Origin of the sequence: Roseiconus lacunae, assembly GCF_008312935.1 — a bacterium.
Classification (GTDB): domain Bacteria; phylum Planctomycetota; class Planctomycetia; order Pirellulales; family Pirellulaceae; genus Stieleria; species Stieleria lacunae.
Genome location: NZ_VSZO01000001.1, coordinates 410262 through 425916, shown reverse-complemented (window position 1 = coordinate 425916; position 15655 = coordinate 410262). Strand labels below are relative to the sequence as shown.

Below are 15655 nucleotides of genomic sequence, written 5' to 3'. Positions count from 1 at the left end.
TTCGGCGAGACGAACAGTAACGCCGGCTGACAGTAACGTTAGCTCATGCCTGTAGGCTAAACTTCCCGGCCGAGAATTCGGTTCAGCGAGTCAGACGTTTGATAGATCAATGCTTCAGGATAATGGGGATACGGATGAAAGTACTCGAAGGTGACAAAACCGTCGTAGTCAACGCGTTCTAGTTCATCCATTAGCGCGGGCCAGTTGGTCGTTCCATCCAACAACGGTCGAAAAGTCTCGAGCGAATAATCGGTTCCCTTCTTCGTAAACTCCTTGAAGTGAACGTTTTTTGTTCGCCCCGCAAGGATAGGAACCCAGTGTTCGGCGTGTTGGAACATCGAAATGTTGCCGGTATCGAAGTGGACTTGAACATGCTCACTTCCAAAACTATCAACAAAGCGATTCATTTCCATTGGCGTCATCAAGAACCCGTTGAAAAAGATATTCTCCATGTTCAAGGAGACTTTCTTTTTTTCGGCCCCCGAAACCAATTGTCCGATCGCTTCGCGGGCGAGTTTTTCGCAGACATCGTTAGGGACCGGGTCGTGGTCATCTCGCCACGGGATATGAACTGCGCCTGGGACGACGAGTACATTTTCAACGCCCATCGTGGCCGCGGCATCTGCGATTAATCCGGCTAGCTCGATGCCACGCTCGCGTTTTGATTGGTCCAGACTCGATAGCGGATAAGGCCAAAACAAAAATGAACAAAGGCCGCTAATCTCGATCCCTATTTTGTCTGCCAATCGACGTATCCCAAGCAACGACTCCTTTGATGCTTTCGGTGACAAGTCGTTTTCTAGATCGTAATTCAATTCGATTCCGTCAAAGCCAGCATCTTTAGCAAGCCGCATGCACTCTTCGAGTGACATACGGTCTGGGTAAGGAAACGCCCAGAGATTGATGGACTTCTTAGCCGCGTAACGTTTCGTCGCGGCTTTCCGGTCGTCAGAATGTAGCGACGGCGTACCAGATTGCTGGAAATGGTCTTCCTGTGCACCGGTCGACACCTGCCCATGTAATGATGCTTGCCCGGTCAACGTCGCCGCGGTAGTCCCGGCAAGCCCGGCAAGGATGGCGTCGCGTCGACTAATGCTTTGATTTTGCCCTAACGGTACACAGTAATTTTTGGGTTTCTTAGACACCATGGATTCCTTGTCGTGTTTGACCTGTTGTGATCGGCTATTTTAATCCGTTGGCGGCGAACAACGACGCCGAGATCAACCAAGGCTTCGTTACGTCCGTGTTGATAGCGAACTCCTACCCGAGTGAGAATTTTACCATGCATGTGTCGCACTTGTTTCGAAAAACGCTCTGTGCCCTCAGTCTGGCGCTCGCTTCCTCGGTGGCATGCTATGGCGCACCGACAGGGCTGACCGTCGGTCCCGTCGATTTGCAGTCGATCGGACCGATGACATTCACCGAGACCGGGATTTTATTGGTCGGTGACCCAAAGACGGCAACGGTCCACGCGATCAACCTTGAAGACAGTGAAGGCCAACCCGGATCACCCAAGATTGAAGACTTTGTCGGAGCGATCAAGTCAGCACTCGCGATCGATGGCGACGTCGAAGTCGGCGAACTTGCGGTGAATCCTGAAACCGGTAACACGTTTGTTTCGGTCAACGCGGGCGGTGCGATCCATCTCCTGCGGATCGATGGTGCTGATCAAATCAGCCGCGTTGGCTTGGAGAAGATCAGCCATGCCAGCAAGGTGCTTCCCAATGCTCCAGAAGATCGAGTCGAAACGAGGGGACGCCGCAAACGAAACAATCGCGACTCGTCCATCACCGACCTCGCTTACTTCGAAGGCAAAGTCATGGTGTCTGGATTGTCCGCCGGTGACGCACCTTCGCGAGTCATCGAGTTTCCTTTCCCGTTTGCAGAAAACACCATCGCGACCACCGTCGAGATCTTCCACGCCGCCCACGGTCGCGTCGAAGACGGTTCGCCGATTCAAACGTTTTTACCGATGATGGTCGATGGCGAACCCAGCTTGTTAGCCGGCTATACGTGTACTCCGTTAGTTCGGTTCTCGGTCAATGACCTCGGCGAATCCCAGAAGGTGCGTGGCACAACCGTCGCCGAACTCGGCAATCGTAACCAACCGTTGGATATGATCGTCTATGAAAAGGACGGCAGCACGTCGATCTTACTCAGCAACAGCGCTCGTGGCGTAATGAAGATCAGCACCGACGGACTCGAAAGTCGAGCAAGCTTGACCGAACGAGTTTCCGGCGGAGGCACCGCGGGACAACCGTTCGAAACGATCGATTCACTTAGCGGCGTCAAACAAATGGACAAATTGAACGATCAGCATGCCGTTGCCTTGATTGACGACAAAGGTCGACTTGCCCTACAGACGATCGAGCTTCCTTGATTTTTTTCGATCCAAGACGCTCCCGTCGACGTACCCCGATAAGGAGATTGCGATCCATCGCGATCTAACTTTTCGGCTGAGACGGGAGCGTGGCGATGAATAACCCAAGCGAAACAGGATCGTTCTCTAACTCGAGCGATCCTTCCCAGGGCTCGAGTTCCACCGCCGAGCCGACGCATGTCGATTCAGCATCTCTTGATCTAGCACCTCCAAGCGACGGCGATGGCAACGAACCGCGTCGCCGGATGACCCTGCTCGTCGCGTTCGTCATTGCCGCCTGGACCGCGAGTGCCGATTGGCTGATCTATCGAACTCACGGCTTTTCTGGTCCGGCTGTTTTCTTCATGCTCGCGCCGCTGTTCATCCTGGCGACACATTGGAAAACGAGCGATGACAGTGGGGGCAGTGCAAACAACGTCAAGCGTTCCAGCGTGCTGCTGTGCTTCTTGATGTTGCTCATTGGTTTTGCTTGCCTGCGACTTGCCACGGTGGGCACCGGATGGGTGATAGGCAGTGCGGTGTTGCTGACCATGGCGTTCGGGTTGGCTCTCTCAGGGGCTCCTCCTTGGGCCGCCGAATCGATGGCGATGATGTTTTGGGCGCCGCTGGACGGGATTCGCTGGCTGTTGCGGCACCGTTTGCCGTCGGTGCGTCGGTCTGCAGCGTCCGAATCCGTTCCTGGCGCGTCGATTGCTTGGCTTATCCCCCTGGTTGCCACCGTAGCGTTTGCGACACTCTTTGTGCTGGCAAACCCAGATCTGTTGACGCGGGTTACCACCGCGTGGAGCTGGGCAAGTGACTGGACCTGGAAGTGGCTCGAACGAATCGACACGTGGGAAGCTCCTTTCTGTGCGCTCGCTCTACTGATGGGGGTCGGGTTGTTCTTTCCGCTCTGGGGAAAAAGCAGAATTGGTGGTATTGATCGAGAGACCGGCATAGCCGGTTCGTCTGACACGGCGCTCCTGTCGGTCGCCTATCGAAATATGCTGCTGTGTTTGAACCTGCTGTTCGCGGTGTACTTGGTGTTTGAATTCCAGACACTTTACAAACGCGAGTTCCCCGAAGGCTTTTACTATGCCGGTTATGCTCACGAAGGCGCCGCCTGGTTGACCGTCGCATTGTTGTTGGCCACGGTAACTTTATCGGTGGTCTTCCGGGGAACGATGTTCCAGGACCGCCGGATCATGAGTTTGAAAAAGCTCGCTTGGATTTGGTCGGCAATGAATCTGTTGTTAGCCGTCAGTGTTTATAACCGGCTGATGATCTATGTCGGATACAATGGCCTAACGTGGATGCGAATCGTAGGTTTCTTTGGCACCACCATCGTCGTCGCCGGATTCATATTGGTCTTGATCAAGATAGCCTACCAGAAAGGCTTTTGGTGGTTGCTTCGGTCTCAGTCGACCGCGTTTGTCCTCGGCATAATGTTACTGACAATTTTCCCGTCGGACTGGGTCACGCACCGCTACAACACCGCGCGAGTCCTGTCTGGATATCTGCATCCATCGGTGATGGTCGCAGTGAAAGAAAAGGATGAGTTTGGCTACCTTGCGATCATCCCATTGGTCGATGCCGAAGATCCGGTCATTCGCGAAGGCGTGCGAGCCATCTTGGCCGAACGCCAATTGCAAATCGAACAAGAGTTTGCCGAAGTCACCTGGCATTGGACGATGTTCCAGTGGTCGACTGATCGGCTATACAAGCGACTGGCCTCGCTTGAATCACAACTGTTGCCGTACCTCGACAATCATTGGAAGCGTGAGCACGCGATCACAACCTTTGAAGACTACGCGATGAAGTGGTATTAGGTGTGGTAAGCGGCAGAGCGTGTCCTTTGAATCAGCCATTCGGGCAAGTTCCCTGTTGGCCGCATCGAGCGACAGAACGCAGCGGGCAATACTCAAATTGAGGTACCATGTCTCGGGAGCATTCATCGTTAGGATTACCGCGACAGCCAGTCGTCTGAAACGCAACGAATCGACAAGGGGGAAACAAACGGGCCTTGCACCTGCCAATTCGGCAGGGTATTGTGCAATCAACGGAGAAGATTCCGAGCAGACGATTTACGATGTCATTCTGAGGGCATCGTTATCAATCGAATCCTATCCGGGCGATTGGCTCAGTTGGTTAGAGCGCTGCTTTCACACGGCAGAGGTCACTGGTTCGAATCCAGTATCGCCCACTTCTAGTACACGAGTTTGGACTCGTTTTTTACCGGCCGGAACGACTGGTGGTCGTTTCCCGCAACACGCGGCGCGGCCCGTTTTCAACTTCGTTTGTAGTAACCCGTACTACAAACGGTTTTTGAAGAGGGCCTTTCCATGCCACGCAAACCCAGCCCGATGCCGGGCTACAAGTTCCACACCTCCGGCCAAGCCCGCGTCTTTTTGAACCGCAAGGCGTACTACCTCGGCGAGTACGACTCACCGGAGTCATACGCCCGGTACCACAACCTGCTGGCGATCTACAACGCCAACGGGCAGAAGATGCCGGATGACGTTCCGACGCACCAAATCGACCTGCCGCTGACGATCGCGTGTCTCACTGCCGAGTTTCGCGAAAACCTCAAGAGTCGCTACGCGAACAACAAGCACGAGCGCAGGCGATTCTCCAATCTCTGCACACTGCTTGAAGACGAATACAGCGACCTCCCGCTCGATGCGTTCGGACCGATCAAGCTGGCGGACGTTCGTGACCTGTTCGTTGCTTCAGGCAACTGCCGCAACTACGTCAATCAGCAAACTCGCAACATCGTCCGGATCTTCAAATTCGGTGTGTCGCGCGAGCTTGTGACGGCAGAACAACTGAAAGCGTTGGAATCCCTGGAGTCGCTTCGGCGAGGGCAGACCACCGCGAAGGAGTCGGTACCGCGAAGCCCAGTGAACCTTGACGACGTCCGATCGACTGCCGCCCACCTCAGCCTAACGCTGAAGGCAATGGTACGCGTACAAGACAGCAACAGTTATGCTGTCGGCAGAGGTCTTGTCCGCGCAACGGTGTGAACATGAACATCGCCCCAGCGCGCTGACTCGTTTGGGCTTCAAGCGTCGCTCCTTTCCCATTTCGGCAACTGAATCGGACGCTCGATTTGAACGCTCGCGGGCACGGGGCGCTGCAGTCGTGTGGAGCATACGCGAAGAGGACTACATCCCACGGAACAAACTGTGCCGATTATGTGGGTCGTGCACGAAGAACACATTGGATCGGTTACTCCGCACCAGGGCAGCCTTTGGATCTGACGCAATCCTACCGATGTCGTCAATGTTGGCTCGTTCCTCTCGATCAGCGCCACGTTCATGACCGCGCTGCTCGACTTGCCGAGAACTTATCGTTGCCGAAAGCTCACCGTTGCCGAAGGCTCATTGCGGACTGCCATCCTTTTCGAGAGGCTGTTTGTCTTGTCCAATCGCCATTTCCTGCTCAGCGTCCTGGTTCTCGCCTTTGCGCTATCCGCCAACGCGATCGATCCGATCGAGACGTCACCGGCGACGTTGGAACAACTTCAAACCCAGCTGACCCAGCAAGCCGGGGAAATCGAAAAACTTCGCCAACGGCTTGATGACGAGGGGAGTTGTTTGGTGGTCCGCCCAGACAGGGCCGACCGATCTTGCACGCCAGGCATGATCGAGCGAGTGCCACTGGTTACCGAATTACCGGTGGAAGCAGACTGCGATTCGATCGACGCTTCGAGCAAATTCAAAACGCTCGATGTTTACGCCGACTACGACCGCGGTTTTGTCATGCGACCGTTTGATAAAACGAAGTCTCCTTACGAGGTAAAGTTGAATGGATGGATCCAGTTTCGCCACCACGCATTCTCGCGACACACGGAGACATGGACGGACAACGCTGGGATCACCCGCCCCGTTCTCAATCGCAATGTGTTTGACATTGAACGCGCCCGGTTAACGTTTCGTGGGTTCGCCGTCGACCCAAGGCTCACCTACTTTCTTCAGCTCGACGGTGACACCGACGGTTTCCACACGGTCGACTTTTTCGACTATTGGTGGGCCTGGCAGCTAACGGATCGTTTTCAGATCCAAATGGGAAAACGAAAAGTCACGGCAAGCCGGCAATGGCTCCTGGGCGCCAGGAGAACCCGATTTATCGACCGTCCAATGGCCAACGACTTTTTTCGACCGGATCGAACCGTCGGCATCTTCGGCGTCGGCAAGTTTGCCCAGCACGGGCACTATGAATTGATGGTTGGCAACGGTTACCGCACCGCGAATCTCCCCGAAGCAGTTTCTGATAACCAGTTCACATTTGCGGCGACCAGTTTCTTCGATCCGTTAGGGGACTTTGGCGGACAGATCGTCGATTTCGATTGCAGTTCCAATGCGCTTTTGCGGATCGGTCATTCGATGGTGTATTCGCCTCAAGCGAGTAACGAATCGGGCATTCCACTTGATGAAAGCGACTTCCTTCGCCTCACGGACGGAACCCGTTTGACTCAGACGGGCGCCCTGGCTCCGGGCGTCACCGTTTCTGAGTTTGACCTCTGGCTTTATGGAATCGACCTAGCATGGAAGCATCGTGGCTGGAGCGCGACCTCGGAAGTATTTATCCGCTGGATCGAGAGCCTCCATTCGGATGGCGCATTGCCAGTCGACGGGACGATTCAAAACGGATGTTACGTCGAAGGAGGGAAGTTCTTGGTTGCTCAGACGCTTGATGTCAACTTGCGTTTCTCCTATGTGGAAGGTGACTTTGGCAACGGATCGGAGTGTGCCGCCGGTTTCAACTGGTACCCCCTGTCCAAGCCCACGGTCAAGTTCTCATTCGACTTCACGCAACTCGACGGCAGCCCACTTCAAAATCGCACTAGCGATATCCTGGTCGGTGATGACGGCACCTTGTTCAGGACACAGTTTCAGGCTGAGTTCTAACACTCGTCCGCGAACATTTGTCTCGGTGTCCGCTGCCCTCAAGTCAAGGTCATCACCGGGATGACTTCTAAGGCCATGTTCTCGACCAATAAGATGAACCTGGCGAGCAAAATCGCTATGCAAACTTTTTTTCTGGAAGCCCTCCGGCTTCACAGGTCTCCCCTGGAGCGTATCCCCTTGACGCTATGGACAAGCTAATCCCCTTTTCACGATATATTAGGACGAGGACCCATTGCTGTAACTGACTGAAACAGAGTCCACTGTTCACGGACCAAAACAGCCCAACTGAAGAAGATGCTCGGATTCGTGTTTGCCTCCACCAATCACGATGATTTGACATTCGGTTCATCCGCATCTGTCACCGTGCGGACTTCCGAAGCAATTGCAGCCATAAATTTTTAGCGACATCACGATCCCAATTAGAAATTGTCATGCATGCGCAAGATCCATATACCGATTCCGACGGCAAGCCGAAGCTTCGTCCGTCCGTGACGGGTTTCATCGATGTGCTGGGCTTTTCCCAACTCTCAAAGACGTTGAGTGCGCCAGAAGAATCGCAGGCAATCTTAAACCGGGTCGCCTCTGCGATTCAGAAATCGCGAGCAATGGTGCGAGAATCATTCGCCCATCACTCGATGGCCGGCCCAAATTGTTGGGCACTCAAGTTCTTCAGTGACAATCTAGTTTTTGGGTTTCCCACAGACGGGGCTAGCGTCACAAAATACGATGCCACACAGATTGCGGTACATTGCGTGCAACACTACCAATTGCACATGGCCCTACATGGATTTTTTGTGAGAGGGGCTTTGTCGTTAGGCCCCATTTGCATCTCCGACGAAATCATTTTCGGACCCGCTCTGATTGAATCTTACGAACTGGAATCAAAGGCTTCAATCGTACCGCGAGTTATCCTGGCAGAACCGTTGCCCAAACTGTCGGCTGCGGTGGCAGAGGAGGGTTTACATGGTGCGGACAGTTCGATTTGCCGCGACATAGATGGCCAGTGGTTCGTGAACTATCTGCACGCTGCGGTAGGAAAAACCGGAGTTGATTGGCAACTTATCGAGCGACATAAGGTCAGTATCTTAGGATCGCTAAGCAAGTTGAATCAGCACCACATTCTTCCCAAGTTTGGCTGGAGCTGCCGGTATCACAACGTGTTTTGCCATTGGCACCGAAACGATCCGGGTTTCTCCGACCACTACCGGATCGAGCGAGTTGATGAGCACTCGAGCATCGAGCTATTGAGAGAAACGACAGAGCGGCTGAGTTGACGACACAAATCGATGGTTAGTAGTTTCTCGCAACGCCACCCAGACTTTGCGAAGCCTCCGGAGCGAAGTGCGGAGGAACTGGATTCATCATATTTTGATCAAGACATCAAAGACTCTATCGTTGCAATCGTGCCTTACCCCATCCACAATCTTGGCTTGTCACTATGTGTGAGCCCAAGCTTGCATTCAGGCTTCAGTCATTCAGATCAGAAATCCAGTCTACGCCGATGTCTACTCAGCCAGCACGTTTCATTCTCCATCCTACGGATTTTTCGGCCGGTTCCCAACTCGCTTTTGCCCATGCACTTCGACTGGCTTTGACCAACCAATCGAATCTTTCGTTGCTGCATGTAGGGGAAGACACTTACGAGGACTGGGATCGGTTTCCCGCCATTCGATCGACGCTCGAGCGTTGGAAACTGATCGAGCCGGGGACTGCAAGGAGAGAGATCCGAGAAAAGATTGGGGTTGGCATCGAAAAGGTGATCGCCGAAAGCGAGGACGTCGTGACGTCGATCGTCAACTACCTAGACCATCGTCCGATTGACCTCCTCGTTCTTTCGACACATGGACGCGATGGCCTATCCGCTTGGATCCACCCTTCGACTGCTGAAAAAATCGCCCACCAAGCCCACATGCCGACACTGTTTGTACCAAACAATAGCCATGGCTGTGTCTCCTTGGAGACGGGGGAAGTAACGATGAAGCGAGTTTTAGTTCCCGTCGATCATCAGCCGCGATCTGACGAAGCAATTGAACGCGCTGTACGGGCGCTGGAGGCCTACGGGACGGAAGACGCAAAGCTCACCCTTCTACATGTCGGATCGAACGAAATGCCTAGTGTTAACATTCCCGACGTCCCGTGGCATGTCGAACAAGTTGTCATTCCTTCTGGCGATCCGGCCACAGAAATTGAGGCGTTCTCAGCCGAGTACAAAAGCAACGTGATCGTGATGGTGACCGAAGGCGTTCACGGGTTCCTCGATATTCTTCGTGGCACGACTACCGACAAGGTGCTTCGCCACGCGCCCTGCCCTGTGCTCGCCATCCCTTCATAGTGGGAAAGCCATGGAAAGGGTTATTATTCACCAGCCGTCACGCCCCGCTGGCCTATCGCCTTTCGTTGGCTGCGCGGCTGCATTGGTTTGGTTTGCGATTTTGAGCGTTGCTCCCGACCCGCGTCCCCTCGGTGCACCCGATGTCGCGGTTAACGCCGTCAGCAAGATAACCAGCCTCGCAGACGCATCGGCACGAGCCGCCACGGCCCTTCTACTTCGTGCCTGCGGCTTGGGATTACTTGGTTTTCTTGTGGCTATGGGGTGCAGTCGACTCCCGCGATGGCAGTCCATAATCGTCACGTTCGTGGGGGCACCGATCTTGGCCATCGCGGCAATGTGGGCTAACTATGGATACTTTCCTATTTCCCTGCAGATTCAGTTCGCGATCGCCTTTACGATCATCGGTGCCGCCACAGAACTTGCCTTGCGAGCCAATCGAACGGCGAAGCTTATGCTAGTCTTGGGGCTCGCAGGCTTTTTCATGTGGGCCATTCCACGGGGCGTATCAACCGACTTGGAACGTAGTGCCCGAATCGCGGGAGTGCAACTCTTAAGCAATGCCGAGGACATACCAGCCGGCGACCCGGGCTTTGCCGAATGTGTCGCGATCGCCTTTCAGTTTGCTGAAGAAAATAGCCCGGCCGCCGATCCTGTGCACACCAACCAGGCCGCGATCCTAGCACTCGGCGTTATCCTCGGTGACGAGTATGTCGCAACCTTGGCGCGGAGCGCCTTCGACGGCTCACATCATAAGGCGATTGGCCGACTGCGCCGGAAAGTTAAACTGCATGGCAGGGGGGATTTGCCGCGACATTACTGGGTGAGCGCGGCACTGTCTGTGCTCTCAGATGGTAATCGCTCGACCGCCGTAGGGGCGATCAAGGAATTAATGGACTCCAACCCCGGGGGCTCAGGATTTTCTTTCGCCGACCTGACGGCGGATCGTGCCGGAGTGCTGCTGGCTCAGCGTGCAACCCAAAATGCGGCATCTGCGTTGGCATTCCAGGCGGAAGTCCGTGACGGTTTGAAGGCGGGAGATTATTGCCCACCGGTCGCGGGCCTACCAGAAGGAATCTCCCGTGAACAATTCCAATCAGTTTACGGTGGGCTTGGCGGAGAGCGGACCAACCAAATTCTTGATGAGATCAAGCAACGGCTTCAGCAGTGCCGCGCGCTGGGAGGCCATTCTGAAGAGTTGATTGAAGTCCAGCCTTTATAATCGCCGATTGCCAATCACCTGCATCATGCCGCGAATATTCGCATGGATAAGGATCAATCATGAACGAAATCATCGTCGAAGGATCGGACATCATCATCCTAGCGATTTTGGTCCTGGTCGTCGGAAACGCGATTACCCAAAAGGTTGAACTGCTGCGCAGGTTCAGTATTCCGATTGCCGTAACCGGTGGGCTTCTCTGCAGCGTCATCGTGGCTGTGATCACAGCCTACGGCGGAGTGGGGATTGTTTTCGACATGTCGATTCGCGACACGCTACTGATGGTGTTCTTCACGACGATCGGTACGTCGGCAAAGCTTTCTCGCTTGTCCGCCGGCGGTAAATCGCTGGCCCTACTCGTAGTTTGCGCGGCTGTGTTTCTCGCCCTTCAAGATACGACGGGTGTGCTCATTGCCAAAGCGATCGGTGTTCACCCGGGCTATGGACTTTTTGCGGGAAGTGTCTCTTTGGCGGGCGGCCACGGAACCGCGATTGCCTGGGGCAACGACGCTGAAGCAGCGGGTTTGCCAAACGCCGCGCTGACCGGTATCGCATTTGCCACGTTTGGACTGATTGCCGGTGGGATTGTGGGTGGCCCAGCGGCAGAACTCTTGATCAAGAAGCACAAGCTTACTCCAACTGAAGCACAAGGAAACCAGATCACGGTAACTGACAAGCCCGAAGATGAACCTGAATACTCGCTGCGACGTGCGTTGGGCATCATGCTGGTAATCGCGGCTTGCCTCTCCTGCGGTGAAGTCGTCAACCGTTGGCTATTTTCCAATGACATAAAACTGCCCGGTTTCTTAACCGCCATGCTAATTGGCATTTTGATCACCAACCTCGCCGATCAGATGCGGCGCCCCTTATGCGTCAGTGACTACGACAAGGTAGGTGAAATCGCACTGCAGCTATTTCTGGCAATGAGCCTGATGAGCATGGACCTATCTTCCCTCTCAGGCGCCTTCAGTACAATCTTTCTGGTGCTCTGCATCCAGATCCTAGTGATCACTCTGTTTGCGGTCTTCGTCATTTTCCGAGTCATGGGAAGCGACTACGACGCGGCGGTGATCGTCGGTGGATTCTGCGGACTGGGAATGGGCGCGACTCCGGTTGCGATCGCAAACATGAACGCCGTCACCGCCAAACACGGGCCTTCGTTCAAATCATTTCTCGTCATTCCACTCACCGGGGCATTCTTCATCGATCTAATCAACGCGATGGTAATCAAGTTCTTCATCGGGCTTCCGATGTTACAAGAGGCCCCGCTACCGGGAACCTGAAGCAGACTGCTCGGAATCGATAGGCGTTCGCCGGCCCAAGTGATCAGCCTCCCATTGCCTAACACTCCGGCGGGCTTGGTCAAAGATCCGTTCGTAGTTTCCTTTCAGCAGCATTTGCTTCGCTTCCGGAGTGAGCTTCGCAAACAAAGGCTCGTAAAGACGGTACACCTTCATATAGTCTTGCTGTGTTTCCGGGGCGACGCTATCGGTGCCAAACAAAAATCGCTCCGGAAACCGGTTGATCAGGTCGGCGGTTTTCTGGACCGCCTCTGGCGATCCCACCAAGTACTTGGCGGCCTCATCCCAAGAGATGTCGAAGTGAAGATTCTTGGATTCCGAATCATTCAATCCGCGTTCCACCATGTCCAACTGATTTTCCACGGGCCGCACGACGCGTCCGAGTCCAAGATGGGCCCAGATAATAACAGTGTCGTGATGCTGACGGGCCAACCCTCTCAGCTTTTCAACGATGTAAGGATCTTGATCTGGCTTTGGAAACGGCATGTTGACATCACAATGCAGGACCACGGGAAGCCCAGCTTCTGCGGCAAATTCAAGAATACGATCGAGGGCTTTATTCTCAACCGTAGCCACTTCGCCGGCCACTTTTGAAGAGACAAATTCCTTGTGGATTGAGAACTCTCCGATCCCGGAGAATACGCCGGGGAAAGTCGCAAGCACCCTACGAATGTGGTCCGCTGCGTACATGTCCGTGGGGTTGAAACCCGTAATCATCGGATCAAAACGTTTCCGCTGCTCCGGTGTCAGCCGCAGGAAGGCGTGGGCAATCATCGCATCGGTAAAGGAATAGTAATAGAGCGGCGCATCGGTCTGCGTATAGTAGGTCGGGGCAAAGTCCCCTGTGCTTTCGTACATCCACTGCTGTTGCAACGGAATCCCACAAAGCATGCTGCGTCCTACTTTGTCGTCCATGATCTCCAGGAATTCCCGAATATCGGTCCCTTCTTGGACGTAATTTGTCAGGTGAAAGTGGGAGTCATGAAAGAGAAACTCCTGTTGTTTATTGCCTGACGGTTGAGCCCTGGCGGTATGCGGATCGATCAGCCCATAAATGGCGAGCAAAAAACAACAGCTTGTGCAAAGTGGCTTCAACATTCGGGGCTCTCAATGCGATGATTCGCGACTTAAAAATCTGTTCTGATGAGGATTCAATCACGTTAAGAAATTGCGAAAGTACCATTACCCACCGCATCGCTGTCACGGGGTCTTCGCAATTAGCTACCGGGTAGTGCTCATGGGCAGTGCTCGCCGACTGTGGCTTCTCGATGAAATCCTCTACTCTTTCCTAAGCTGATTCGGGTCGAATTACAATTCTTGCTAGTATACGGCGAAAATGGTTCGGCGGATCTGATTGCCCCGGCCGAGTTAACCAGTGTGCAGGACGAGCTTTACGAAGCTCCTGGCACCTACTGCTTCAACTACGATGATCGTGTGTACTGCGAGGAGTGGCTTTAATGGGCGAACCAACTTCCGACCTGAAATCTTCTCCTGATTTATCCCTGCTCGACACGCTAGATGATGTGGTGTCCCAGCCGTTAGGTAGCTTTCGAAGGCTTTGCGAAGACCTGCCGGCGGGTGCGTTCGCCTTGTATCATCATCGGATCGCGTATGTTAATTCAGCCATGGCGCAACTGCTCGGGCAAGAGGCAGACTCGCTTGTTGGCGCACGACTTTTGGACTTTGTTCAGCCCCACGACGTCCGCTCCGTCGAGGAATACGTCAACGGGTGTCATTGCGGCGAGGAACGGTCCGCCACTTTTGAATTCCGAATCAAAGATACTGCCGAGAGAAGTGAGCCGGTAAAAGTCCACCTCACCCGCTTGGACTGCACTAGCAGAGCATTGATCGGCATGACAATCTTCGAAGCTGCGGAGCAAGCTAGCGATACTCAACGATTGCAGGAACAACTTGAATTCGAGCGAATGCTTGCGAATCTCTCAGCGGGTTTCGTCAATTTGCCATGTGATCAATTGGACAACCGTATCGACGAGGGACTTCGGACGATTGTTCAGTTCCTGGGGAACGACCGAAGCACTTTTGTCGAATTCGTCGACGACGAGAACGAAGTATCGATCACGCATTCGTACGCGGTGCCAGGCTGTCAACCGTTTCCGCTCGGGCCGTTCGCCGTTGCGCGATTGCCGTGGTTTATCAATGAGTTCCGACGAGGGAAGAGTGTCTTCATCCGATCGGTTCTCGATGACCTTCCCCCCGACGCCGATGGCGAACGTCAATACTGCCTGAAACACGGGATAAAATCCAACGTGACGGTCTCGCTGAAAGCAGGGGGCATTGTCATGGGAGGACTCACGTTTGCGTTTATAAAGAAGCCCTGTGAATGGTCGAGCGAGGTCATTTCTCGGCTGCAATTAATTGGTGAAGTATTCGCCAACGCATTGTTGCGGCGGAGGACTGATCAATTTTTGCGTGAAGCGATGAAAGAGAATGAGCAGCTTCGACAGCGACTTGAGCAGGACAATCATTATCTCCGCGAACAGATCACCCTAAAGCACCACCATCAGCGAATCATCGGCCGCAGCAGCGGAATCATGCGCGTGCTGACGGACGCAGGGCGTGTGGCCAAGACCGACGCACCCGTCCTATTGACCGGTGAGACAGGGACCGGCAAAGAGCTGATCGCCCAGACGATACACGAGCAGAGCAACCGCTACGGCCGCCCGATGATTATCGTCAACTGCGCCTCGCTGCCAGCCACGTTGATTGAAAGCGAACTGTTCGGCCGGGTGGCTGGCGCTTACACGGGAGCTGCATCAGCCCAGCCTGGACGCTTCGAATTAGCCGACGGTTCCACGTTGTTTTTGGATGAAATAGGCGAATTGCCATTGGAGCTGCAGGCCAAGCTATTGCGAGTGCTGCAGGACGGTCGCTTTGAACGACTGGGAAGCCTACAGACGGTGACAGTTGACGTACGGATCGTCGCAGCTACCAATCGCAACCTGGAACAAGCTAATCACGATGGCAGGTTTCGTGCCGATCTCTATCACCGGCTAAATGTATTCCCCATTCGCATTCCGCCTTTACGTGAACGACGCGATGATATCCCGCTTCTGACGTGGGCGTATGTCGAATCGATCGGACGCCGGATGGGAAAGGTGATCAAGCATATCCCGCGAAGCACGATGCAACGATTGGAGCAATACGATTGGCCCGGGAATGTGCGTGAGTTAAGCAATACCATCGAACGCGCTATGATCTTAACCGATGATGATACATTGATCGTGGAACTGCCTTCTGGCCCCCAAAGCACTAGATTGGCGGGCAAGTCGTTAAAGCAAGCCGAACGAGATCATATCCTGGGTGTACTCGAGAAAACCGGATGGCGTATCCGTGGTAGCGGTGGCGCAGCAGAAGTGCTTGAACTGAAGCCAACGACGCTCGAAGCCCGAATGGCAAAACTCGAGATCAAACGGCCTGGCCGGTCGACTGATTCTTCACGTGAGTAGGTGCCAGTTCCATCGAGCACCGACAAGTCCAGCGAGCACCGACAGGGCTGACTGACCACGCCCGGATCCA

11 protein-coding genes and 1 tRNA gene are annotated in these 15655 nt (G+C 54.2%); 10 read left to right on the top strand and 2 right to left on the bottom strand.

What is annotated here, in order from left to right:
• Positions 1-56: 56 nt before the first annotated feature.
• Entirely contained in the window at positions 57-1145 is a 1089-nt protein-coding gene (locus FYC48_RS01505; RefSeq protein WP_235034016.1) for a sugar phosphate isomerase/epimerase family protein, read from the bottom strand.
• A gap of 137 nt (positions 1146-1282) precedes the next feature.
• Here FYC48_RS01505 and FYC48_RS01500 point away from each other — a divergent pair, with 137 nt between their 5' ends.
• From FYC48_RS01500 to gltS, 8 genes are all read left to right on the top strand, one after another.
• A complete protein-coding gene (locus FYC48_RS01500) occupies positions 1283-2380 on the top strand; it encodes a hypothetical protein (RefSeq protein WP_149494932.1) in 1098 nt (365 codons plus the stop codon).
• Between the two features lie 95 nt (positions 2381-2475).
• Positions 2476-4188 (top strand): DUF4153 domain-containing protein, encoded by a 1713-nt coding sequence (locus tag FYC48_RS01495; protein ID WP_149494931.1) that lies wholly within the window; start codon positions 2476-2478, stop codon positions 4186-4188.
• A gap of 300 nt (positions 4189-4488) precedes the next feature.
• Positions 4489-4562: transfer RNA gene (locus FYC48_RS01490), tRNA-Val, on the top strand.
• A 139-nt stretch (positions 4563-4701) separates the two neighbouring features.
• The gene (locus FYC48_RS01485; RefSeq protein ID WP_149494930.1) at positions 4702-5382 is read left to right on the top strand and encodes a hypothetical protein; all 681 of its coding nucleotides are present in this window, start codon (positions 4702-4704) and stop codon (positions 5380-5382) included.
• A gap of 294 nt (positions 5383-5676) precedes the next feature.
• A complete protein-coding gene (locus tag FYC48_RS01480; protein WP_235034015.1) occupies positions 5677-7269 on the top strand; it encodes an OprO/OprP family phosphate-selective porin in 1593 nt (530 codons plus the stop codon).
• Between the two features lie 1501 nt (positions 7270-8770).
• Entirely contained in the window at positions 8771-9601 is an 831-nt protein-coding gene (locus FYC48_RS01475; RefSeq protein WP_160149267.1) for a universal stress protein, read from the top strand.
• Between the two features lie 10 nt (positions 9602-9611).
• Positions 9612-10820 carry a hypothetical protein gene (locus FYC48_RS01470; RefSeq protein ID WP_149494928.1) on the top strand — a complete coding sequence of 403 codons (1209 nt, stop codon included), beginning with the start codon at positions 9612-9614 and terminating at the stop codon, positions 10818-10820.
• 59 nt (positions 10821-10879) lie between these two features.
• Complete coding sequence (gene gltS / locus FYC48_RS01465; RefSeq protein WP_149494927.1) at positions 10880-12100, top strand: sodium/glutamate symporter; 1221 nt, start codon at positions 10880-10882, stop codon at positions 12098-12100.
• Here gltS and FYC48_RS01460 read toward each other — a convergent pair.
• Positions 12086-13216 carry an amidohydrolase family protein gene (locus tag FYC48_RS01460; RefSeq protein WP_149494926.1) on the bottom strand — a complete coding sequence of 377 codons (1131 nt, stop codon included), beginning with the start codon at positions 13214-13216 and terminating at the stop codon, positions 12086-12088. The two genes, gltS and FYC48_RS01460, sit on opposite strands and share 15 nt — an antisense overlap.
• A 219-nt stretch (positions 13217-13435) precedes the next feature.
• Between FYC48_RS01460 and FYC48_RS27555 the strand changes: the two genes are divergently transcribed.
• A complete protein-coding gene (locus tag FYC48_RS27555; RefSeq protein ID WP_160149266.1) occupies positions 13436-13576 on the top strand; it encodes a hypothetical protein in 141 nt (46 codons plus the stop codon).
• Positions 13576-15585, top strand: a complete 2010-nt coding sequence (locus FYC48_RS01455) for a sigma 54-interacting transcriptional regulator (protein ID WP_149494925.1) — start codon at positions 13576-13578, stop codon at positions 15583-15585. Before FYC48_RS27555 ends, FYC48_RS01455 begins: the two co-directional genes overlap by 1 nt.
• Positions 15586-15655: the final 70 nt, after the last annotated feature.

Coding starts and splice junctions, on each gene's coding strand:
- FYC48_RS01500 (WP_149494932.1), top strand. CDS start 1,283: ATGCATGTGTCGCACTTGTTTCGAAAAACGCTCTGTGCCCTCAGTCTG.
- FYC48_RS01470 (WP_149494928.1), top strand. CDS start 9,612: ATGGAAAGGGTTATTATTCACCAGCCGTCACGCCCCGCTGGCCTATCG.
- gltS (WP_149494927.1), top strand. CDS start 10,880: ATGAACGAAATCATCGTCGAAGGATCGGACATCATCATCCTAGCGATT.
- FYC48_RS01480 (WP_235034015.1), top strand. CDS start 5,677: ATGACCGCGCTGCTCGACTTGCCGAGAACTTATCGTTGCCGAAAGCTC.
- FYC48_RS01460 (WP_149494926.1), bottom strand. CDS start 13,216: ATGTTGAAGCCACTTTGCACAAGCTGTTGTTTTTTGCTCGCCATTTAT.
- FYC48_RS01485 (WP_149494930.1), top strand. CDS start 4,702: ATGCCACGCAAACCCAGCCCGATGCCGGGCTACAAGTTCCACACCTCC.
- FYC48_RS01455 (WP_149494925.1), top strand. CDS start 13,576: ATGGGCGAACCAACTTCCGACCTGAAATCTTCTCCTGATTTATCCCTG.
- FYC48_RS01495 (WP_149494931.1), top strand. CDS start 2,476: ATGAATAACCCAAGCGAAACAGGATCGTTCTCTAACTCGAGCGATCCT.
- FYC48_RS01475 (WP_160149267.1), top strand. CDS start 8,771: ATGTCTACTCAGCCAGCACGTTTCATTCTCCATCCTACGGATTTTTCG.